Origin of the sequence: Adlercreutzia caecimuris B7, from assembly GCF_000403355.2 — a bacterium.
Lineage (GTDB): Bacteria > Actinomycetota > Coriobacteriia > Coriobacteriales > Eggerthellaceae > Adlercreutzia > Adlercreutzia caecimuris.
Genome location: NZ_KE159646.1, coordinates 2,911,434 through 2,933,302, shown reverse-complemented (window position 1 = coordinate 2,933,302; position 21,869 = coordinate 2,911,434). Strand labels below are relative to the sequence as shown.

The window sequence follows — 21,869 nt, the reverse complement described above, 5'->3', positions numbered from 1 at the left end:
TGCGTCCTCAAAGACGCCGCTGGGCATCGGTAAAAACCTTGCCGCGATCCCGCTGGCCGATGGCAAGAATGTCCACAATGCACACCTGGCCGTTGCGAATACGGTAGATCACGCGAAGGCCGTCAGCCCGGAACTTGAGCTCACGGCAGGAAGCAAGCGGACCAGACAGCTGTTTCCCTATCTCATCGGGCCGAACACGCAGCCGCGCCAGTCCCTTGTCGACCATATTCCGAACCGATCCGTCAAGCGCCGCATACTCACTCTGCGCACCACGCGTAAAGACAAGCTCGTATACGCTCATGCAAAGAGCTCCTCATCAGGCATGTCATCGGGGTCGATTTCGAGAAACGACCGGTAGCCATCTTCACCCAGCATTTCCTCGAAGGTAATCAGCGCGTCACGAGGATGCGCGTCCGCTTCGGCCAAGCGCTCGGCCGCCGTTGCATACAGCCTCTCGTGCCTTAACCGCTCGAGTTCCACAGCCATAGCTTCGAACTCATCGTAGTCGACAATAACCGTTTCAATGCTCGCATTGCGATCGGTGACAAAAAGGGGTTCCCGCCTTGCGCGACGCCGGCATTCACCGAAGTTTTTCGAAGCCTGAGTCGAGCTGATTACCTGCTCGCGGCTAAAAGTAAGTTTTCCATCAGCCACAACGACCATGATTCTGCTCCTTATACGCACTTAAATCTACTTATAATCCGTATAACTCTACGGATTATAGCATCACTCAGCGAGAGTCTCAATCTGCAGAATGGGCGCAGCATCGAAAGGATGCTGCGCCCATCGAGCGAATTTGAACCAAGGGCGGGGCTCACACGGATCGAAACGCCCTGCAGCCCCATCTCCGCGAAAAACCAGCCACTACCGCGCCACCTCGGTGGTCTCCACTTCCACGGCCTCGGCCACGGGCTCGGGGGCCTCAGGCGCCCCGTCGCGGGCGGCATTGCGCACGGCGCGGGCCTCGGCCTCCTTCTCGGCCAGGTTCGCCTTGGCCACGGCGATCATGAGCTTGATGCGGTTGAGCTGGTTCACCTCACTTGCGCCGGGGTCGTAGTCCACGGCCACGATGTTGCTCTCGGGGTAGCGGCGGCGCAGCTCCTTGATGGTGGCCTTGCCCACCACGTGGTTCGGCAGGCACGCGAAGGGCTGGGTGCACACCACGTTCGGGCAGCCGCTGCGAATGAGCTCCACCATCTCGGCGGTGAGCAGCCACCCCTCGCCCATGGAGTTGCACAGAGACAGAATCTCCTCGGCGTACTCGGCCAGCTCGTAGATGTCCGCCGGCGGATGGAAGCGGGCGCTCTTCTCCAGGGCATCGTTCACCGGCTTGCGCAGCTTCTTCACCGCGGCCAGGCCGATGCGGCTGCCCAGCGCGCTCTTCTTCGACTTGCCGATGGGCTGCTGGAAGATGCCGCCGGCGATGCCGAACAGGAAGAACTCGATGAGCCCGGGAACCACGGCCTCGCAGCCCTCGCGCTCGATGACGTCCACAATCTGGTTGTTGGCCGTGGGATGGAACTTCACGAGGATCTCCCCCACCACGCCCACGCGGGGCTTGGTGCCCTCGCCGGCCAGCGGCAGGGTGTCGAAATCCTCCACGATACGGCGCACCGTGCGGCGGAACTCCGACTGGCGCACGCCGCGCTGAAGCTGGTGCTTGCAGGCGTCCATCCAATAGTCGAACAAGCGGTTGGCGCTGCCGGGCTCCACCTCGTAGGGGCGCGTGCGGTACAGGCACATCATGAGCAAGTCGCCGTACTGCAGCGCGTAGATGGCCTGGTAGAGCATCTTCGGCGTGATCTTGAAGCCGGGGTTCTCCTCGCCTAAGTCCTTGAACGAGATGGCGATGACGGGGATGTGCCCGAGGCCCACCGATTTCAGCGCCTTGCGGATGAGCGAGATGTAGTTGGTGGCGCGGCAGCCGCCGCCGGTCTGGGTGATGAGCACGGCCAGCTTGTCGGTGTCGTACTTGCCCGACAGCACCGCTTCCATGATCTGGCCCGTGACCAGGATGGACGGGTAGCAGATGTCGTTGTTCACGTACTTCAGGCCCGCGTCCACCGCGCCGTGGTCCACTGAGGGCAGCAGCACCGCGTTGTAGCCGGCGCGCTTGAAAATGGGCACCAAAAGCTCGAAATGGTAGGGGGCCATTTGGGGCGCTAAGATGGTGTAGCCCGCGTCGCGCATTTCCTCGGTGAACTGCACGCGCTCAAACTCGGTGGAGGCGCCCTCGCGTTGCTCCACCTCGGCGGCGGCCACCACGCCGTCGGCCTTCTCGGTGAACGACGCCGGCACGAGCTTGTCCAGGTTGTCCCGGTCGATGCAGGCCGCAGGGCAGCCCCGCCTCTCGGCCGCCTCGTCGGCCGCGGCCTCGGCCTCGCGGTCGGCCTGGTCCTTCAGGGCCGCCAGCAGGCTGCGCACGCGGATACGGGCGGCGCCTAGGTTCGACACCTCGTCGATCTTCAGCACCGTGTACACCTTGCCGGCCGCCTCCAGCACCTCCTGCACCTGGTCGGTGGTAAGGGCGTCCAGGCCGCAGCCGAAGGAGTTCAGCTGGATGAGGTCCAGATCCTTGCGCTGGGTGACCACCTTGGCCGCCGCGTAGAGGCGCGTGTGGTACATCCACTGGTCCACCACGCGGATGGGGCGCTCCAGCTGGCCCAGATGCGCCACGGAATCTTCCGTGAGCACGGCCAGGCCGAAGCTCGTGAGCAGCTCGGGGATGGCGTGGTTGATCTCCGGATCCTGGTGGTAGGGGCGACCCGCCAGCACGATACCGCGGGTACCGGTCTCCTCCATCCAGGCCAGGGTTTCCACGCCCTTGCGCCGGATGTCGCGCTTGAAGGCCTCGTCCTCGGCCCAGGCAGCGTCCACGGCGTCGTCGATCTGCTTCTGGGTGATGGGGAACTCGTGGGCCCCCACCTCATCGCGGAAGGTGCCGGTCAGCTCGACGTATAAGCGCTCTTTCAGCTTGTCCTTGTCGTGGTAGGGCAGCCAGGGGGCGACGAAGGCCGCAGGCGCGTCCTGCAGCTCGTCGATGTTCAGGCGCAGCGCCTCGGGGTAGCTGGCCACGATGGGGCAGTTGAAATGGTTGCCCGCCGTCTCGTCCTCCTGGCGCTCCCACTTGGAGCAGGGCATCCAGATGAAGTCCACAGCGTCGTCACCCTCCTTTGCCAGCAAGTTCATGATGTGGCCGTGGGAGAGCTTCGCCGGATAGCACACCGACTCCGACGGCATAGACTCGATGCCAGCCTCGTAGGTCTTCTTCGTGGAGGGGTCGGACAGCACCACCCGGTAGCCGAGCTTGGTGAAGAAGGTGAACCAGAAGGGGTAGTTCTCGTACATGTTCAGCGCCCGCGGGATGCCCACGGTGCCGCAGGCGTCTTCTGCGGGGATGGGCTCGTAGGCGTCGAAGAGCCGCCGGGACTTCCACTCGAAGAGATTCGGCACGTCGGACTTCTCGGTGCCGGTACCCAGGCTCTCGCCCTTCTCGCAGCGGTTGCCGGTGATGAAGCGGCGGCGGACGCCCGTGGCCGGATCGCGGCCGAAGTCGTTCACCGTGAGCAGGCAGGCGTTGGAGCAGCCCTTGCAGCGCACGGTCTTATGGGTGGGAGCCAGGGCCTCGATCTCGGCGAGGGACAACAGTCCGCTCGTGAAAACCTTCGGGCCCACATCCGGCGACAGGGGCACGCCCTCGGTGTGGCGGCGCATATCCTCGTAGCGGTCGCGGGCCAGAAGCGCCGCGCCGAAGGCTCCCATGTTGCCGGCGATGTCGGGGCGCACGGCGTTCACCTCCGACAGCTGCTCGAAGGCGCGCAGCACCGCGTCGTTCAAGAAGGTGCCGCCCTGGACGATGACCTGGGTGCCCACATCGTGCGGATCACGAATCTTGATGACCTTGAACAGGGCGTTCTTGATGACGGAGATAGCCAGGCCCGCAGCGATGTCGCCCACGGTGGCCCCCTCCTTCTGAGCCTGCTTCACGCGGGAGTTCATGAACACGGTGCAGCGGCTGCCCAGATCCACCGGGTTCTCGGCGGAAATGGCCGTGGCGGCGAACTCGGCCACGTCCAGGTTCAAACCGCTCGCGAAGGACTCGATGAAGCTGCCGCAGCCCGAGGAGCAGGCCTCGTTCAGCATGATGTGGTCGATGACACCGTCCTTCACGCGCAGGCACTTCATATCCTGGCCGCCGATGTCCAGGATGAACTCCACCCCAGGCAGCATCTCCTGGGCGCCGCGCAGATGGGCCACGGTCTCGATCTCGCCGGAATCGACCCGCAGGGCCTCCAGCAGAAGCCCCTCGCCGTAGCCGGTCACCGTGGCGTGGCCGATGGTCACAAGCGGCGCACCCGTGGCAGGATCGCTGGGCAGCGCATGGTACAGCTCGGCCACGGCGGCCTTGGCGCACCCGAGCACGTCGCCCTTGTTGGAGGCGTAGGTGGACCAGAGCAGCGCCCCATCCTCGCCGATGAGGGCCGCCTTGAAGGTGGTGGAGCCGGCATCGATGCCGAGGAAGGCCACGCCGCGGTAGTCCGCAAGCGACGCGCGGCGCACGCGCTCGCCGTCGTGGCGGGCGCGAAACTCGGCCAGCTCCTCGTCGTTGGCGAACAGCGGGGCCAGGCGCACCACTTCGGAGCCCTGCATGTCGCCGAGCCCTTCCAGGCGCACGAGCACATCCGCGAGCTTCTCGGGAGCGGCCCCCTCGCCCACCCCGGCGATGGCGCAGCCCGCGGCCACGAACAGGTGGGCGTTCTCGGGCACGATGATGGCCTCATCGGTCAGCTCCAGCGTCTCGTAGAAGCGCTTGCGCAGCTCGGGCAGGTACTGCAAAGGACCGCCCAGGAAGGCCACGTTGCCGCGGATGGGCCGCCCGCAGGCGAGGCCCGAGATGGTCTGGGTGACCACCGACTGGAAGATGGAGGCGGCGATGTCCTCGCGCCGGGCCCCCTCGTTCAGCAGCGGCTGCACGTCGGTCTTGGCGAACACGCCGCAGCGGCTGGCGATGGGGTAGATGGTGCTGTGGTCGGCCGCCAGCTCGTTGAGGCCGCCGGCGTCGGTGTTCAGAAGCGCCGCCATCTGGTCGATGAAGGCCCCGGTGCCGCCGGCGCAGGTGCCGTTCATGCGCTGCTCGATACCATGGTCGAAGTAGATGATCTTCGCGTCCTCGCCGCCCAGCTCGATGGCCACGTCCGTGGCGGGGATGAAGGTCTCCACGGCCGTCTTGGACGCGATGACCTCCTGGACGAAGGCGACGCCCAGCCATTGGGACAACAGCAGGCCGCCTGAGCCGGTGATGGCGATGGTCATGGCCTCGGCAGGGTACGCCTCGGCCGCCTCGCGCAGCACCTCGATGATGGTGGCGCGCACATCGGCGTGGTGGCGGCGGTACACCGCCCAGAGGATGTTGTGGTCGTTGTCCAGCACCGCGAGCTTCACCGTGGTGGAGCCCACGTCGATGCCGATATGGTAGGGGCACGCCTCGGCCGCGGCGCGGGCGGCAGCACTCGCCTCGGCGGCATTGGCCCGGGCCTCTTCTGTCGCCGTCACGCGCGGGGCGCAGGAGGCGCAGCCCAGCGCGGAATCTGCGGCGGTGCCGGCAGGCGCCTTCTCGGACGTGGAGGCCTCGGTGATGATCTCGGTGTACTTGTTCTTTTTCATAGGTCGGTCTCGCTTTCCCCGTTACAGCTCGATGGACTCGCCGGGCTTGATGAAGAACAAGCGCGTGGCGATCCGCGCCATGTCCTCGGAGGATTCCGGTGTGCCGCGCTCGATCCAGCAGGTGATGATGCCCAGGTAGGCGGCGGCGTAGAAGGCCACGTAGTATTCCACGAAAGGCGTGGGGTTATCGCGGTACTTCTCGTGAAGGATGTTCTGCACAAGGTTCTCGCATATCGCCTCGCGCAGGCGCGGGGCGAAGCGCGCGTCGCCCCCAGGGCCCAGCACCGCATGCAGAAAGGCGCTCTGCTCGCGCAGGTAGTCGAACAGCTCCACCAAAAGCGGCAGGGGGCGTCCGGCCACGCGGTAGGCGAGCATGTCGGCCAGGGTGATGTCGTGCATGCGTCCCTGCAGGGCGCCGATGTCGGCCATCACCTCGTCCTCCAGCACGGCCAGCAGGTTCTCCTTGTCGCTGAAGTGGTTGTAGAAGGTGCCGCGGGTCAGGTCGGCCCGCTCGCATAAGTCGTTCACGGTAATGGCGTCGAAGCCGCGCTCCTCCAGAAGCGCGATGAGCGCCTCGCGCAGGGCCCGCTTCGATTTCGAGATGCGCCTATCCTCGCAGGGAGCTGCGGGCGGCGCGCAAACGGCGGTGGCTATGGCCTCGTCCTTTCGCTCGTTTTCAACAGTGCGACTAAAAATATACACACTGTCCAATAACGTGTATTCTAGCGAGTTGGGCGGACAAGCGCAACGTTCCTATAAGAGATTTTCATGATGTCTGAGAGAATGCTTGCTCCTGCAAGCAGCGGGGCCGGGATTCCTATTCCCGGCCCCGCTTCCAAATTCAGTTAGATCATCCGCAAAAGCTCACGTAAAAGAGCCGTGGAGAACAACCGGCAGCCCCCTATTCCCCCTCCCCTGCGCGGGCGCGCTGGACAAGGCGGCGCAGCGTGCCGATGTTGAGCGCCCCGTGCACCACCAGAAGGGCGAGGAGCGCCTTGGCGGAGGCGGCGTGCAGCGGCCCCCAGAAGTAGTACCCCTCGGCATACAGGCCGAGCGCCGGCAGCACCGCGCCCGACTCCATGAGGCCCGAGAGCACCGCAACCACCACGGCGACCACGAGTGCTGCATCCAGCAGGACGCGACCCATGGCGCGCAGGGATCGGCGGCCGGACAGGAGGCGCCCGACGAAATCGATGTGCTGGGCGCTGTGGACGAGCAGGGCGAGCCCCACGCCGAGTCCCAGCCACTCGTGCAGCCCGATCCCCGTCAGCGCCGGCAACGACACCACGAGGTACAGGGCCAGCGCCAGGGCATCCACAATGAGCATTCTCATGACCTGCCCACCTTTCCCACGATGCCGATAAGCGCCACCACAAGGGCCACCGGCATGAGAATCCACAGGTTCAGACTCGCATCCGATGCCTGGTGATAGCGCGACGAGAGCGACTCCCAGCCATGGCATTCCACCGATGCGCACGAGGCCTCCGGACAGGTCATCTCGTGCACGCCGTCGGGCTCGGGCACATCGTCGAAGCCGTGGCACGCCCCCGAGGCGCACCCTGCCACGGGACAGGGCGACTCGGCTGTGACGGGCCGCACGCTCAGCGCATCGGGCCGCGCGAGAGCCACTGCACCGACGACGCATGCGCCTGCCAGCAGAAACACCGCCACCGTTGCAACGATCTTCCTCATAGGGCTCCTTCCTCCCTTGAAAGAAAAGGGCCGCCCGCCCCACGGCAGACGGCCCGTATACCGGAGATACGGGCCGAATCGGGTGAATCCGGTTCGTACCCGAGAGGGCGCTACTTCTCGGTGGGTCGCAGGGGAAGGAACTTCAGGCCCAGGAAGAAGATGAGGAACCCGAGGGCCACCACCCCCAGCGTCACGCCGAACTCCAGCGGCGTGGGCCAGTAGACGAGGTTCGCGTAGGCATCCGCGAGCGTGCCGTCGGCATAGGTGACGCTCATGGAGTTCATCGCGAAGGGCAGATCGAGGTTGGTGATCTGGAAGCCGCCCACCAGCAGCTGCACGCGCTTGCAGAAGATGCCCGCGATGGCCAGCAAGGAGGCCGCCACCAAAAGCCCGTTGCGGCGCAGAGCCGGGGTCAGGCAGATAACGGCGCACGCGGCGCACCCGATGATCTCGAACCAGAAGTAGGGAGCCAGGGGGCCTTGGGTCAGCAGGGCCACCACTTCAGCGCCGGCACCGCCCGGGAAACCCTCGGTGAGCAGATCGCAGCCGAAGAAGTACAGGTCCACCAGCACGAAGGCGCCGAGGAGCTTGGCCAGGCGCACCACGTTTTCCTGCTCCACCTCCAGGTAGCCCGCACGGCGCAGCCCGATGACCACGGCCATCACGAGCGCTGTGCCGCACACCAGGGCCGAGGACACGAACCAGGGGGCCAGAAGGGCGGTGTGCCACATCTCATGCCCCTGCTGCAGGCCGAAGATCCAGGCGGTCACCGAGTGCACGAGCACGGCAGTGACGAGCGCGATCACCGAGACGATGCGCAGCGCCACGGCGCTGACCTTGCCGCGCTCGGTCTGGATCTGCGCCCACAGGTACACGCACGACAGGATGAGGTAGGTGGCCAAAACGATGATGTCCCACATGAGCGGGCTGCCCAGATTGGAGTACACGAACAGCTCCCACACGCGGAAGGGCTGGCCCATATCCACTACCACAAGACCGATGGCGACCACCGTGCAGGCGATGGACGAGAACACGGCCACCTTCGAGATGCCGCCAAAGCCGCGGATGCCGAGGGCCTTGGGCACCGACGAGATGATGAGGCCGCCGGCCGACAGGCCCACGAAGAACATGAATCCCGTGATGTAGAGGCCCCAGCTGTCGAGGTTGCGCATGGCGGTCTGCACCATGCCGCCGGTCAGCTGCATAAACCACAGCGCCAGCCCGGCCAGCACCGCCACGGCGCTCACGCCGATGGCCACGTTCAACGCCGGGCTCTTCACCGCAGCCGTCGAGCGCTCGGCAGCATGATCCCGCCCACGGGGCGCCGAGAAATCGAGGTCGTCGTTGGCGAGGGCGCCGCCCTGCATATACTCAGACATAATGTCACTCCCCTCTGCTAAACGAGATAATAGGTCGAAGGCTCGGTACCGCGCTCTTCCAGCAGGCGCTTGTGGGACCGCTCCGCGAGAAGCTGGCTCACCTCGGACGTCGGGTCATCCAAATCGCCCCAGAAACGGGCGCGGCCCACACACAGATGCATGCACGCCGGCTCAATGCCCTGAGAGGTACGGTGATAGCAGAACGTGCACTTCTCCACGACATGGCGCTGGTGCTCGGGAGCGTCCTTGCTTCCCATGGCGTAGTCCATATGGAACGCCGGCTCCTCCCAGTTGAAGGAACGCACGCCGTTGTAGGGGCACGCGCTCATGCACATACGGCAGCCGATGCACTTGTCGTAATCCTGGCGCACCACACCCGTCTCGGGATCCTTGTAGGTAGCGCCCACGGGACACACCTTCACGCAGGCCGGATTCTCGCAATGCTGGCAGGCCACGGGGACGTAGCCAAATTGCAGATCATCGGGATAGGAGCCGCCTACCATGTCGAATCCCATCTCCCCGCCGTTATCCGTGAGGATGCGGTTCCACCACACATCGTTGGGCAGGTTGTTCTCCGTCTTGCACGCCATGGCGCACACGTGGCAGCCGATGCACTTCTTGGTGTCGATCACCATTCCGTAGCGGGTCATTTACTTCACCTCTCCCTCGTATTTGCGCACCTCGACGAGCGTGTCGTCGAACGATGTGTTCATATGGAGCACGTTCAAATGGTCGCAGGTCAGCTCCTGGTAGCTGCCCGCCACATAGGCTCCACGATGCCATCCCTTAGGCGAGGAGACCATGCCCGGCCTCACGCCCATGTCGAACTTCGCCTTGCACACGCAATGGCCGCGATCGTTGTAGGCCTCGACATAATCGCCCTCGACGATACCGCGCGCCTCGGCATCGACGGGATTCATGCGCAGGTAGGGCTCCGGATCGAGCTCGCGCAGCACGGGAGCGTGGTTGTACTGGGTGTGCAGATGCCACCTCGTGCGCTCGCAGTAATGGTACAGGGGGTACTTGTCGTGCTGCTCGCTCTCGTCATAGGCCTCGAACGGCGTGTGGTACGTCGGCATATGATAGAACTCCTTGTCGATGGGCTTGCCGATGTCGATGCGAGCCCCAGGGTTCTCAACGTAGAACTCCAAGCGGCCTGAAAGCGTAGGCCAGCGCTGCTCCTCCCAGTGGATCCAATTCTCATCGCGGTCAGCCAGCACGCCCTTCTCCTTGAGGTTGTCGAGGTTGATGCCCAAAGGCTCGCCCTTCTCGGTGTCGACCACCATGCGCATCATCTCTTCGTTGGATTTGGCGTAGAACGCCTTGGCCGCCTCGTTGTCCATGCGCTCGGCGATGGCCCGGAAAATCTCGACGTCCTCCTTCGCCTCGCCGATGGGATCGGCTACCTTGTTCGCCATATACAGGAAGGGAGTGTGCGAGCTGGCCTGAATCCAGTCATACTCGAAGTAATGGGCGCAAGGCAGCACGATGTCGCTGTACTCGCAGGTTTCGGAGAACTCCATGTCGTTGGTCACGATGCAGGGAATCTGGGGAAGCACCTCTTCGATGGTCTTCTTCTGGGCCGCATAGCTGCCGACGGGGTTCGCCCCGATGTTGTAGAGAAGCCGCACCGGGAAATCCTCGCCCTTCAGCTTGCCCGTTTCCAGAACCTCGGGCAGATGAAGCCACGGCAATTCGTCGTTGAGGCCGCTGAGTCCCGCCGGGAAGGCAAGGCCGGCCATATTGATCGTCGGCTTGCTCTTCCCCAAATGCCCGATAGAGGCACCGCGCTTGCCGATGTTGCCCGTAAGGGCGGCGAGGCAGGCCCACGTCATGCCCATCTCCTCGCAGTTGTCGTACAGATGATAGCCCGCATAAATGGTGGAAGGCGCGTCCTGGGCATACATGCGGGCGAGTTCCACAATAGTGTCTGCGGGAACCTCGGTGATCCCCTCGGCCCATTCCGGCGTGCAGGCGGCCATGTGCTCCTTGAACAGCGACCAGGCCGTCGTGACCTTTACTCCGTTGACTTCGAAGCTGCCCTCCATGGCGGGATTGGCTACCTCGTTGATGAGGCCCCAAGCATTCTTATCGGCATCCCACACCACATAGTGAGCTGTCTCTTCCAGCGTGGGCACCTTGCCGGCCTTAACGCCCTGAAGCAGAAGCGTGCCGAAGAACGGGTACTCGGGAAGCTCCGCCGGACCTGCCTCGTCGAAGTCCGTCGCCCGAAGGAAGTGGCCGTTGTCCTCGCGCACGAGAAGGGGCGCGCACGTCTTCTCGCGCATGAAGTCCAGATCGTACCACTCGTTATCGATGATGGCGTTGAGCATGGCCATGCCGAGGGCCGGGTCGGTACCGGGCTTGATGGGCACCCATTTTGTGGCCTGCTGGGCCGCGATGGTGTAGGTGGGGTCGATGACGACCAGGTTGGCGCCCGCATCCTTGGCCTCCATGCAGAAGTGCCAGCTATGGGGCTGCGAGTTGGGCGGATTCGTGTCCCAGATTAAAATCGTTTTGGCATATCGGTAGTCGCCGGCCATATTGCGCTGGTTGAAGTCCCAGCCGCTGCCAGTCACCTCGCCGATGCCGACCAAGTCGCCGTAGTCGAGGCACACGTCCAGCCCCTGGAACCCGAAGGCGTTCGCGAAGCCGAGGCCGGCGATCAGGCCGCCGTAGGCGGCGAAGGAGTTGCCGGCGGACACGAGCACGCAGTTCGAGCGCACGCCGTAGTTTTCCGTGTTGTAGGTGAGGGTGTCGGCAACGAGCTGGATCGCCTCGTCCCACGACAAGCGCTCCCACTCATCGGTGCCGCGATTCTCGACATGGGGCTCTTCCAAGCTCCAGGTCTTCCGCTTCATGGGATACAGCACGCGGTTGAAGTCGTACATGCGATTCGCATGGCTGAACCCGCGCATGCAGATGCGCTCATAGGACGGATAGGGCAAATTCTCATTGGATCGGATGTTGACCATCTTGCCCTCGCGTACCGTCGCCACCATGGAGCAGTTGCCCTGGCAGTTGCAGCCGCACACGCAGACCACCTCGTGCTCGTCGACATCGGCAGTTCCATCGTTGGCTGCGAGCGCCACCGTCGTGGTCCCCGCCACCGCCGCCGTGCCGGCTACCGCCGCCGTCGTTTTGAGAAAACTTCTGCGGGAAATGCCCTTGACCGGGGTTTTCAGTTCCGCCATTGTTCCTCCTCTTTCCTTACCGCGGGGAAGACTCGAGCCTCCCCCTCTTGGTTTGGACGCCATGCATGAGCGCCCGTCCTCTCTCGCAGGGTCGGCCCCTCCCTGCTCTTACTGCGCAGTATAGTCTCTTTGTCTGCTTGTCGCAATACATTGCGACAAATTATTTCAGCTTACTTGCTGGGGTGCCAACGCAAACGATTTCAGCGGAAGAGGAAGCTGCCGAGATCGAACAGAATATGTCCGTTGTGGGATAACCGCCCAGGCAGGGGGCACCCTCGTCGGCTTCATCCGTGACGGGATCGAGCCGAAGCGGCGCTGAGGACAACGGCTCTACCTTGAGCTCGCGCAGATAGGGAACGCCGTCCCGCTGCGCTATCACGTTCGTCGAGAGGCAGAGGGCGGCCTCCGAGCCCAAGGCACGCCGGGCCTCGGGGATCCAGCGCGGATGAAACGACAGCGCCTGCTCCTCCGGATCGTCGCGCAGGGCCGTGCAGCCGGCCGCACGCAGGGCACGGCGCACCGGCTCCCGACCGGCCCCGAACGCCAGGGCGGTCTTCAGGAAGTAGTCGTCATAATCGAAGCCGTAGCAGGGGTGGATGCGGGCGGAGGCCTCGTTCATGTTGCGCACCTGGGCCCGATGCTTGTTCTCCAGCGAGCAGTAGTGCAGCGACAACCTCAGGCCGCGCTGGCGAGCCCAGAGCATCAGGCCCAGACAGGCCTCCTCGCTGCCTTGTACCGCCAGGGCCCCGGCATAGGTGTAGTCGAACAGCACCCGACGCGGCGGGTTGCGCAGGGTCAGGCCGAGCGACTCGAACACCGGCCAGTTCCACATGGCGTAGGCGAATTCCAACAGGTTGACGCCGTCAACCCCCAACCTATCGAGACGAACGAGCAGTCTCTCCATAAAGATCTCAGTACCGGGAATAACGGGCATCTCCACCATGATCGTAGGGATAACCTCCCGAGCCCAGGCCATGCGCTCGCATACCTTCTCGAGCATGGGAGGCTCGTCGTCTTGCTTGACCGAGAAGCGAATCTCATCGAGACCCGCCTTCGCCAAGCGGTCGATCAGCTCCCGCGTCAGCAGATCGCCAGACGTGTACAGCCGCAAGTGGGCTCGGGGAAACAGCTCCGCAGCCCGGGCGAAGAACGCCACGGCCTCGTCGGCCATGAGCAAAGGTTCGCCACCCGTCAGCGCGATGCAGGCCGGTGCCTCCGGCTCGGCCGCCAGCTCGTCCAGCTGCCGGCGCCAGGGAAAGGGGTGCTCGCACCAATAGGCGAAGTCCTCCTGGTTGGGATTGAAGCAGAAGAAGCAATCACGATGGCAGTTGTTCGTCAACGCAAAACTGCGACTGACACAGGGGCCGGTGCAGGCAACGCAGCCCACGCTCAGAGGGCCGAGGGCCACCGACGCACCGCCGTTGCGGATACGCGCCCCCGCCTCCTTCAGGGCGACGTGGAGCCGTGTGCGCTCAGCCCGCTCCTCATCGCGAACAGCAAAGGCAATGCCCGTCGCTTCCAGGCCGGCCATGAACTCGTCTTCGATGGCGCAATACCTGTCAATCGCGCGATGACGCGCCCCGTGCTCGGCTTGCGCTTCCCGTGCCATCTCGTTCGCCATCATTCCCCCTGACAACGTGGACACAGCACCCGCCCGCAGCGGGCGTTCCTGACATGCTGTCACATTATCATAATGGCTTGCGACAATAAAGATATTGTCGCAATTTTTTGCGATAAGTTTGTCCATACCTGAGTTTAAGATCAGATTTCGATGCGCCTTCCCGAGAAAACTACGCGCGGAAATACTCCCCCACTGCCCACAGAGGGATGTTCGCCATCCAGTCCTGACGACGGTAGCTCGACATCGACGTGCGATATCCATATAAGTGATAATGGTCGCATGCCATACGAAGGCTTTTTGCCCGTAGGTTCTCTTCCGCTTTCACTTCTAAAGGAGCAACCTCCCCCTCGTAACGCACGACGAAATCCAGTTCCGCACCGCCGCTGGTTGATGTCCAGTAATAGGGATCAACGCCCCCGGCCACCAACTGCTGGCACACGTACTGCTCAGCAAGCGCCCCTTTGTATTCCACGAGAGCCTTATTGCTCAAAATGACATCTTTCGGTTCCGTTTCCATAGCGCATCCGAGAAGCCCCACGTCCAAAAGGTACAGTTTGAAGGCAGAGAGGTCTCGGTAGAACTTCAACGGAAGAGCCAGCTTGTCGACGCGATGAACCCGCGTTGCGAGCCCCGAGTTCACTATCCACTGGATGGCCGTCTCGAAATCTCTCGCACGGGCTCCTTTCGCAATATGGCCGAATACGAACTTGTGGTTCTCGCGCCCCAAATGGGCGGGAATGGAATCGAACGCCAACCGGACGCGCTCGACCTCGCGATCATCCGGGATATGCTTAGAGAAATCGCTGTCGTAATTGGCAAGCAGCTGACGCTGAACCCGACGGGCAGCATCATAGTCTTCGCCACCTTGGATGAAATCGTAAACGGCTTTCGGCATGCCGCCCACATAGTAGTAACGCCGCAGGAGGCGTTCGAGACGATCCTTGAAAATAGCCAACCGATCGAAATCAAGCGAGCGAAGGAGGTCGGCAAGCTGCTCTTCGCCGGAAGCCCGAATGAATTCGACGAGCGTCATCGGATACATGTCAACCATCTCCACCTTGCCCACCGGAAAGGAGGATCCAGCGTGATGGGTCATGCCGAGATACGAGCCGGCCGCTGCAACATGCAGGCGGGGCACCTCCTCGCAAAACGCCTTCATCAAGGTGAGGGCTTTGGGCTCCTCCTGTATCTCGTCGATGACAACGAGGGTCTTGCCTGGTTCAATGGGGGATCCCGTATAGATCGAAATATTCTCGAGAACCCGTTGGGCATTGTATCCGAGCTCGAAAAGCGCACGGGCCTCTTCCGCCATGAGATTCACATAGGCGTAATGCTCGAACGTTTCACCCAGCTGGTCCAAGACATACGTCTTGCCCACCTGACGGGCACCGCAGAGGACAAGGGGCATGCGGTGCGCTCTTGTAGCCCACTGGGACAGTTTCCCCATGATGTCGCGATGCATTGAAACCGCCTCTCATAGGCTCCTTTTTCTTATTTGCAATGCAAAGTATAGCGAGCTGTCCCTCTTTTTCAAGGGAACTTTACGGCTGATTTGGCAATTTTCCAAGGGAACTTTATAGTGGAGTTTACATTTTTTCAAGGGAACTTTACATTCTTTTGGCAATTTTCCAAGGGAACTTTGGCAAGACCCCGGACCTTGCGCGATAACCGCCCCCTAGCGCATAAGGTCGCGGTGGGCCAGGCGGGCCTCCACCATGGCCACGATGTCATCATCGGCCAAGCCCGCGTTCGCGCAGACTCGGATCATGTCGTCGATCACGAGCTCGATGGGAGAATCCGATGCGGTACGCGCCCCCAGGTCGTGGCGCTCGGCCACAAACGTGCCCCGGCCCTTGCGGGTGGAGATATAGCCCTCGCGCTCCAAGTCCATGTAGGCCCGATTCACCGTGTTGTAGCTGATGTCCAGATCCACCGCCAGCGCCCGCACCGTGGGCAGGCGGTCGCCGGGCCCGTAGGCACCGGAGCCGATGAGGTAGGCGATGCGGTTCTTGATCTGGATCCAGACGGGCAGGCCGGACGTATGGTCGAGGGCAAAGGTTTCGAGGGCGCTCATGGTTTCTCTTTCAGTGGGAGGTACGGCAGTATCCTATCAGACTCTGGCACTCTCGCGGCAAACCCCTTCCGCAAAACCATCGCTCACGGCCGTGGGCACGGTCACCACCGCACTGCCCGATTCCTTCACGGTCTCGTACTGCATGAGCATAGTGCGCAGCTTCAGGGCCGCTTCCGGATCACCATAGACCTGGGCCGCTTCGGTGAGCATCTCAGCCAGGTCGGCTTCGGCGCTGGCTACGGTCATGCGAGCGTTGCGCTCGCGGTCGGCCTGGGCCTCCAGGGACATGACGTTCTGCAGATCGGGAGGAATGACGATGTCGCGCACTTTTACCGAGATGATGTCCACGCCCCAGCTGGCCGCTTCCTTCTCGATGTCGGCCTTGATCTCGGTGTCCAGCTGATCGCGGCGCAAGGCCACCTCGGCCACAGTGGAGCGGCCCACGGCCTCGCGCAGGGACGTCTGGGCGAGGTACGAGATGGCCGCGTAGTAGTCTTCCACCTCCACGCAAGCCTTCTCGGCATCCCACACCACCCAGAACAGCACCGCGTCGATGTTCACGGGCACGAGGTCGGCCGTGAGCGTGCGCTCGGCGCGGAAGGGGGTAGCGATGGTGCGCTGATCCACGCGGATGGTACCGTACTCCAGAATGGGGATAGTGCCGTAGAAGCCGGGCCCCACCACGCGGTGCAGCTTGCCGAGGCGCAGCACCACCACCTTCTCCCATCCCAGGGCGATGTGCAAAGACGAGGCGGCCAGAAGCCCCAGGGCCAGGGCGGCCAGAATGCCCGTGAGCGAGATGCGCCCTTCCACGAGCACGCCGGCAGTCAGGGCCGCAGCAGCGCCGGCGAGGAAGACCGCCACGCTGAACACGAGCGCCCCGTTGCGCGACGACTTACGCGGCACATAGGACGTGGCGGCGAACATCTCGGCCTCGTTGTCGGTGACCGGTGCAAAGTCGCCCGCGCGCCGCGCCCGGTCGCGCGGGCCCCTTCGATTGAGAGCCATGGCCTCTCCCCTTCCTTTCATCGCCGGCCCGAACGGCCGGATTCCGTTACCCTATGCGACCTGCGGCCGCCTTGCCCTTCCGCCCGCGCACCCTAGGTGCCGGGCAGCGCAACCAAACCGAAGGCGAGCTCCGGCATCTGGGACAGGTCGAAGGCCGCCAGATCCGTCACGCACAGGCGCAGGGCCACGCCGCCGAGCAGCACGCAGAAGGCGATCCAGAGCCCCTTCACCCGACGGTCGCCCGCTGGGTAGCGCCGTTCCAGAATGAGGGGCGCCACCAGGCCGCCGGCCACGAGCACCACCCAGAAGAGCACGGCCATCTCCCCCTGCACGAGGGCCCGGGCCCCGGTCAGCGTGGCCGGCTGGGCGAACAGGTGGGCGGCGTAGAGGGCCAGCGCCGCGCCCTCGGCCCCGATGAGCGCCCCATCGATACGGGCCAAGCGCCGCAGGGCGCCCCCGAAGGGGCTGCGAGAATTAACGAAGGAGGCGGCGGCGAAGACGACGGCCACCCCGCACGAGAGCGACGAGAGGCAGAACAGCACGGGCACGAGCGGCGAGGCGAAGGCCACCACCGAGGGCAGCGAGCCGAGCAGCACCCCCGTGTAGGCCGTAGTGACCGCTCCGGCGATAACGGCCACGGCGGCCACGGCCAGCACGAGCCCCGGGGCCATGCGCGAGCAGCCCCCGTTCGCGGCCACGGCGAAGAAGGTCGCGGCCAGAAGCGTTATCAGAAGCGCCCAAGCGCCCAGAGTGACCACCGTGGGACGCGGGGCGATCCACAGAGCGATCATGCGCTCGGGACGGCCAAGGTCGGCCATAAGGCAGAGGGCGCCTGTGGTCAGGAACAGCAGGCCCAGGGACCATCCGCGAGCCATGAGCTCGTGGGGCACCGCAAAGGAGCCGCCTGCGCGGCGACTGGGCGCCGGGACGCCGAGGCGGGAAGCAGACGAAGCCGATGCCGAGGCACCGAGGCCGAGAATGGAGGGAGCCGGACGCATGCCGTAGCGGCCGATGTTGGCGCATTCCAGAAGACCGAGCACGACGCATGCGCCGGCACCGGTTCCCCCGAAGAACAGATAGGCTATGGCCAACTCGCTGAACAACCCGCCTCCCCTGCTTTCCGCGCCCTTCCCCGCGAGGGACGCTGATCGAGTGCGGCACCAGTGTATTCCCTTCGTCGCTATATCGCAAGATATAGCGATAATAAGTTGGAAAACGCGACCCTACGGAAACGGACGCGAACCGCCTCGCCCGAATCAGGGCCCTATCCTTCCAAAAAGTCCACCACGCCGCAGTGGGTGTGGTAGACGGCGCAACGGATGTCCAAGTCGTGCTCGGCCACCAACTCGCTTCCAGCATAATCCTTTCGACAGCTCTATAATGAATCCATTCAAGAACTTAGGCTGAGGAGCATATCTGTGGGCAAAGCAGACACGAGTCAATTGGATGGCAATCCCTTCGAAAATGGCGCAAGTCTCAAAAAGAAACCTTGGTTGACGCCCCAGGAACAGGTGGAGCACCTGCGAAACCAAGGAGTCCGATTCGATCTCATGAGCGAGAATGATGCAACTTCGTATCTGGCAAAGAACAACAACTTCTTTCGATTGCGATCCTATCGCCAGGGATTCGCTAAAGTGGAAGAAGGCAAGCGCAAAGGACAATTCGCCAACCTCGACTTTAAAATGCTCGTCGATCTGTCGATTATCGACATGCTTCTTCGCTATGAGATGCTACGGCTTACCTTGGATATCGAACATTTCTCAAAAGTCATGCTCCTCGCTCACATCGAAGGGCACCGCGAAGACGGATACCAGCTCGTTCAAGATTTCGTGGCAAGCTACGACCATTCGAAGGGCGGCAAAACAGTTAATCGATTGAAACAAGAAATCGATCGAGGGAAAAACAGTCCCTACACAAAAGACCTTATTGCCGCTTTTCCAGATTATTGCTTCCCCGTCTGGGCTTTCCAAGAGGTTATCTCCTTCGGCAGCTTCAACTATTTCACGAAATTTTGCGCCGAGCGCTTTAGCGACAAAGTCCTTGTGAATGATTTTTATCTTCTCCAGGATGTCCGATCTCTGCGCAATGCTTGCGCTCACAACAACTGCATTATCAACGACATGGGTGCGAAGCCGGGCGGACGGCGCCCCAACGATGCAATCTCTCAAGCAGTTTCCGCCGTTGATTCGATCGGTTCCGGGCAGCGCCGCTCCAAACTGAGCAACGACCGCCTACGCCAAATCGTCGCGACGCTATACCTCCACAAAGAAAGAGCTTCGGCCGGTATCCTAGAACACCGTGCCGAAGATATGCACAGCTTCACTGAGCGGATGAAGAAGAACATCGATTACTACAATGGAAACAACCAGATCAGATCTGGATTTAAGTTTATCGATGCCCTTGTTAAATCATGGTACCCGATTCCAGAGGCCGACAAGCACGGGCCGCTATAGTCATCGAGCGATCTCGCCGCCCCAGGCACACCCCTTCTTACCAACAGCATACGCACAATTGCAACTTCCCGGGGCGCCCCATCATTTTTCTGCTATGATGGGGCGGCATCGAAAAACGAGCGATCGTTTTGTACGAGGGTTTCTCGAAAGGGAAACCCTCTAGTTTTATATACCCCTGATCCTATCAGTCACATCCTTCCAAAAAGTCCACCACGCCGCAGTGGGTGTGGTAGACGGCGCAGCGGATGTCCAAGTCGTGCTCGGCCATAAGGCGGGCGAGCTCGGGGCTTTCCGCGAGCGCGGCGGCCGCGGCCCGAGCATTCACCACGCTGGCCCCATAGGGATCGCGCACCTCTCCCAGGGCCTCGCTGATGCGCTCGGTGATGGCGGCCACAGGACCCGCTTCCCCATCGAGGGCCGCCTTGATGGCGCCGCAGTGGGTGTGGCCGAGCACGAGCACGAGGCGGGTGTGCAAATGCTCGCAAGCGTACACCACGCTGGCCAGCTCGATGGGTCCCACGATGTTGCCGGCCACACGGATAACGAACAGCTCGCCTAAACCCGTCATGAAGATGTGCTCGGGCACCACCCGGGAGTCGGCGCAGGCGATGACGCAGGCGAAGGGACGCTGGCCGTTCTCGAACAGATCGGCAATGCGCTCCGGCGACAGATCGCGCTCGTGATCGAGGGCCTCCACGTAGATGCGGTTGCCCGCCCGCAAACGCTCCAGGGCCGCCGCTGCCGGCACATGGGCGTCAACATCGTAGTCGTCGGCCGTGTAGGTTACAGCCGCGGGCCGCCCCGCCACCATCTTCCCGGTATCCTCGCCACCCATAGCTCTCCTCTCTCGCAACCAAACTCGCTTACCAACCCTATGATGGCCCGAACAAGCATGCCGAGCAAAGAGGCGCATCCATGAGCGGGCCAAAGACAAGCCAGTTGGAAATCGAGCGGTCCGCACGCCCGCTATGCGCTCCTGGCACCAAACCGGCCGATCTGCACTCGCGCGAACACCTCGATACCCCACGCGTTCCGAACAGCCATGGGCCTCCCCGTTCCCCATTATTATCGCGAGCGCGATAATTTATCGGATTTTCCATACGGTTATCGTGATCGAGATAATCAGCACTAGCTCATTCCAGAAATACCCGCACTCCTTTCCTTGACTAGAAGCGATTAGGGCCGTCCACGTCTGTACAGCAGCAAGCATGCAAGTGATTTGGTAGACTGAACCGGAACAACCGCAAGGGCGCGAACCCGCGCCCTGTCAGCCATCGCGAGCGAGGAGCCGTTATGCAGATTACCCCCGCTGAAGTTGCCGAGACACTGGCCATGGTGTCCAAGCAGAACCTGGACATCCGCACCATCACGTTGGGCATCAACCTGCGCGGCTGCGTGGATGCCGATGTGGACGCGCTGGCCCGCAAGGTATACGACCGCATGACCACCGCCGCCGAACACCTGGTGCCCACAGCCGAGCAGCTCGAGCGCGAGTTCGGCATTCCCATCGTGAACAAGCGCATTTCGGTCACCCCCATCGCGGAGATCTGCGCCGCCGTGACCACCGACGACCTCTCCCCCATCGCGCGGGCCATGGACCGCGCCGGAGCCGAGGTGGGCGTCGATTTCGTGGGCGGCTTCTCGGCGCTCGTGCACAAGGGCGCCACGCGGGCCGACCACAAGCTGATGGATTCCATTCCCGAGGCGCTGGCCACCACCGACCGCGTGTGCGCCAGCGTGAACGTGGGCAGCACGCGGGCCGGCATCAACATGGACGCTGCCTATCTGATGGCCGGCATCGTGAAGCGCGCCGCCGAGCTCACCGCCGACCGCCAGTGCATCGGCGCCGGCAAGCTCGTAGTGTTCTGCAACGCCGTGGAGGACAACCCCTTCATGGCCGGCGCCTTCCACGGCTCGGGCGAGGCCGACGAAGTGGTGAACGTGGGCGTATCGGGCCCCGGCGTGGTGCGGGCGGTGCTGGCCGACCTGCCGAAGGAGGCCGACCTTACCACCGTGGCCGAGGCCATCAAGGCCACCGCCTTCAAGATCACCCGCGCCGGCGAGCTCATGGCCCGCGAGGCCTCCCGCCGCCTCGGCGTGCAGCAGGGCATTCTGGACCTGTCGCTGGCCCCCACCCCGGCCGAGGGCGACTCGGTGGCCGAGATCTTGGAGGCCATCGGCGTGGGCCAGTGCGGCGGCCCCGGCACCACGGCGGCGCTGGCCATGCTCAACGACGCCGTGAAGAAGGGCGGCGTCATGGCGTCGTCTTCCGTGGGCGGCCTGTCGGGCGCCTTCATCCCCGTGTCCGAGGACGCCGGCATGATCCGCGCCGCCGAGGACGGGGCGCTTTCCATCGAGAAGCTGGAGGCCATGACGTGTGTGTGCTCCGTGGGCCTGGACATGATCGCCGTGCCGGGAGACACCACCCAGGAAGCCATCTTCGGCATCATCGCCGACGAATGCGCCATCGGCATGATCAACAACAAGACCACCGCCGTGCGTCTCATTCCCGCCATCGGCAAGCAGGTGGGCGACCAGCTGGACTTCGGCGGTCTTCTGGGCTATGCCCCGGTCATGCCCGTGAACCCCCACGCCGGCACCGTGTTCGCCCACCGCGGCGGACGCATGCCCGCGCCCTTGAACTCGCTGAAGAACTAGAGGCGTTCCTTTCATCTCTCTGGTTTCCCAGCCTGCGGCTCCGGCGCTCGTGAGCCCGCGAAATCCTACAGCGTCGCACCAACGGCCCGCCCTCCCCCTTCGGAGGGCGGGCCGCTTCCTATACTG

The 21,869-nt window shown here is 63.2% G+C and carries 17 protein-coding genes; 2 read left to right on the top strand and 15 right to left on the bottom strand.

Features of this window, described 5'->3' with window-relative positions; genetic code table 11:
- Positions 1–7 precede the first annotated feature (7 nt).
- The 14 genes from C811_RS15490 to nrfD (C811_RS15430) all read right to left on the bottom strand — a co-directional run bounded on the left by C811_RS15490 (position 8) and on the right by nrfD (C811_RS15430) (position 17,735).
- Positions 8–301 (bottom strand): type II toxin-antitoxin system RelE family toxin, encoded by a 294-nt coding sequence (locus C811_RS15490; protein WP_016310666.1) that lies wholly within the window; start codon positions 299–301, stop codon positions 8–10.
- The gene (locus C811_RS16120) at positions 298–663 is read right to left on the bottom strand and encodes a type II toxin-antitoxin system Phd/YefM family antitoxin (RefSeq protein WP_016310665.1); all 366 of its coding nucleotides are present in this window, start codon (positions 661–663) and stop codon (positions 298–300) included. The genes C811_RS15490 and C811_RS16120 overlap by 4 nt, the downstream gene beginning before the upstream one ends.
- A 201-nt stretch (positions 664–864) precedes the next feature.
- Positions 865–5,664, bottom strand: a complete 4,800-nt coding sequence (locus tag C811_RS15485; RefSeq protein ID WP_016310664.1) for a 2-hydroxyacyl-CoA dehydratase — start codon at positions 5,662–5,664, stop codon at positions 865–867.
- Positions 5,665–5,685: 21 nt separating this feature from the next.
- Positions 5,686–6,318 carry a TetR/AcrR family transcriptional regulator gene (locus C811_RS15480; protein WP_031325599.1) on the bottom strand — a complete coding sequence of 211 codons (633 nt, stop codon included), beginning with the start codon at positions 6,316–6,318 and terminating at the stop codon, positions 5,686–5,688.
- A gap of 247 nt (positions 6,319–6,565) precedes the next feature.
- The gene (locus C811_RS15475; protein ID WP_016310662.1) at positions 6,566–6,997 is read right to left on the bottom strand and encodes a DUF4405 domain-containing protein; all 432 of its coding nucleotides are present in this window, start codon (positions 6,995–6,997) and stop codon (positions 6,566–6,568) included.
- The gene (locus C811_RS15470) at positions 6,994–7,356 is read right to left on the bottom strand and encodes a hypothetical protein (protein WP_016310661.1); all 363 of its coding nucleotides are present in this window, start codon (positions 7,354–7,356) and stop codon (positions 6,994–6,996) included. Before C811_RS15470 ends, C811_RS15475 begins: the two co-directional genes overlap by 4 nt.
- Positions 7,357–7,466: 110 nt before the next feature.
- On the bottom strand, positions 7,467–8,735 hold the full coding sequence (gene nrfD, locus C811_RS15465) for an NrfD/PsrC family molybdoenzyme membrane anchor subunit (RefSeq protein WP_016310660.1): 1,269 nt from the start codon (positions 8,733–8,735) through the stop codon (positions 7,467–7,469).
- A 17-nt stretch (positions 8,736–8,752) separates the two neighbouring features.
- Positions 8,753–9,385, bottom strand: a complete 633-nt coding sequence (locus C811_RS15460) for a 4Fe-4S dicluster domain-containing protein (RefSeq protein WP_016310659.1) — start codon at positions 9,383–9,385, stop codon at positions 8,753–8,755.
- Positions 9,386–11,929 (bottom strand): molybdopterin-containing oxidoreductase family protein, encoded by a 2,544-nt coding sequence (locus tag C811_RS15455; protein ID WP_016310658.1) that lies wholly within the window; start codon positions 11,927–11,929, stop codon positions 9,386–9,388. It lies immediately after the preceding gene.
- Positions 11,930–12,089: 160 nt separating this feature from the next.
- The gene (locus C811_RS15450) at positions 12,090–13,550 is read right to left on the bottom strand and encodes a radical SAM protein (RefSeq protein WP_016310657.1); all 1,461 of its coding nucleotides are present in this window, start codon (positions 13,548–13,550) and stop codon (positions 12,090–12,092) included.
- A 169-nt stretch (positions 13,551–13,719) separates the two neighbouring features.
- Positions 13,720–15,012: an ATP-binding protein gene (locus tag C811_RS15445; protein ID WP_016310656.1), complete on the bottom strand. Its 1,293-nt coding sequence runs from the start codon at positions 15,010–15,012 to the stop codon at positions 13,720–13,722.
- 213 nt (positions 15,013–15,225) lie between these two features.
- On the bottom strand, positions 15,226–15,624 hold the full coding sequence (locus C811_RS15440; RefSeq protein ID WP_016310655.1) for a GntR family transcriptional regulator: 399 nt from the start codon (positions 15,622–15,624) through the stop codon (positions 15,226–15,228).
- A 36-nt stretch (positions 15,625–15,660) separates the two neighbouring features.
- Positions 15,661–16,632: a slipin family protein gene (locus C811_RS15435; protein ID WP_016310654.1), complete on the bottom strand. Its 972-nt coding sequence runs from the start codon at positions 16,630–16,632 to the stop codon at positions 15,661–15,663.
- A 92-nt stretch (positions 16,633–16,724) separates the two neighbouring features.
- Positions 16,725–17,735, bottom strand: coding sequence for an NrfD/PsrC family molybdoenzyme membrane anchor subunit (nrfD, locus tag C811_RS15430; RefSeq protein WP_016310653.1), 1,011 nt, complete (start codon positions 17,733–17,735; stop codon positions 16,725–16,727).
- A 315-nt stretch (positions 17,736–18,050) separates the two neighbouring features.
- Between nrfD (C811_RS15430) and C811_RS15425 the strand changes: the two genes are divergently transcribed.
- Positions 18,051–19,085: an Abi family protein gene (locus tag C811_RS15425; protein WP_016310652.1), complete on the top strand. Its 1,035-nt coding sequence runs from the start codon at positions 18,051–18,053 to the stop codon at positions 19,083–19,085.
- Positions 19,086–19,269: 184 nt separating this feature from the next.
- On the opposite strand, the gene C811_RS15420 is transcribed toward C811_RS15425, so the two are convergent.
- Complete coding sequence (locus C811_RS15420; RefSeq protein ID WP_016310651.1) at positions 19,270–19,920, bottom strand: carbonic anhydrase; 651 nt, start codon at positions 19,918–19,920, stop codon at positions 19,270–19,272.
- 458 nt (positions 19,921–20,378) lie between these two features.
- Between C811_RS15420 and C811_RS15415 the strand changes: the two genes are divergently transcribed.
- Entirely contained in the window at positions 20,379–21,743 is a 1,365-nt protein-coding gene (locus C811_RS15415; RefSeq protein ID WP_016310650.1) for a PFL family protein, read from the top strand.
- Positions 21,744–21,869 lie beyond the last annotated feature (126 nt).

Bases quoted from the DNA above. Each gene is read 5' to 3' on its own strand.
- C811_RS15490 (WP_016310666.1), bottom strand. From the start codon at position 301: ATGAGCGTATACGAGCTTGTCTTTACGCGTGGTGCGCAGAGTGAGTAT.
- C811_RS16120 (WP_016310665.1), bottom strand. From the start codon at position 663: ATGGTCGTTGTGGCTGATGGAAAACTTACTTTTAGCCGCGAGCAGGTA.
- C811_RS15485 (WP_016310664.1), bottom strand. From the start codon at position 5,664: ATGAAAAAGAACAAGTACACCGAGATCATCACCGAGGCCTCCACGTCC.
- C811_RS15475 (WP_016310662.1), bottom strand. From the start codon at position 6,997: ATGAGAATGCTCATTGTGGATGCCCTGGCGCTGGCCCTGTACCTCGTG.
- C811_RS15470 (WP_016310661.1), bottom strand. From the start codon at position 7,356: ATGAGGAAGATCGTTGCAACGGTGGCGGTGTTTCTGCTGGCAGGCGCA.
- nrfD (WP_016310660.1), bottom strand. From the start codon at position 8,735: ATGTCTGAGTATATGCAGGGCGGCGCCCTCGCCAACGACGACCTCGAT.
- C811_RS15460 (WP_016310659.1), bottom strand. From the start codon at position 9,385: ATGACCCGCTACGGAATGGTGATCGACACCAAGAAGTGCATCGGCTGC.
- C811_RS15455 (WP_016310658.1), bottom strand. From the start codon at position 11,929: ATGGCGGAACTGAAAACCCCGGTCAAGGGCATTTCCCGCAGAAGTTTT.
- C811_RS15450 (WP_016310657.1), bottom strand. From the start codon at position 13,550: ATGGCGAACGAGATGGCACGGGAAGCGCAAGCCGAGCACGGGGCGCGT.
- C811_RS15445 (WP_016310656.1), bottom strand. From the start codon at position 15,012: ATGCATCGCGACATCATGGGGAAACTGTCCCAGTGGGCTACAAGAGCG.
- C811_RS15440 (WP_016310655.1), bottom strand. From the start codon at position 15,624: ATGAGCGCCCTCGAAACCTTTGCCCTCGACCATACGTCCGGCCTGCCC.
- C811_RS15435 (WP_016310654.1), bottom strand. From the start codon at position 16,632: ATGGCTCTCAATCGAAGGGGCCCGCGCGACCGGGCGCGGCGCGCGGGC.
- C811_RS15420 (WP_016310651.1), bottom strand. From the start codon at position 19,920: ATGGGTGGCGAGGATACCGGGAAGATGGTGGCGGGGCGGCCCGCGGCT.
- C811_RS15415 (WP_016310650.1), top strand. From the start codon at position 20,379: ATGCAGATTACCCCCGCTGAAGTTGCCGAGACACTGGCCATGGTGTCC.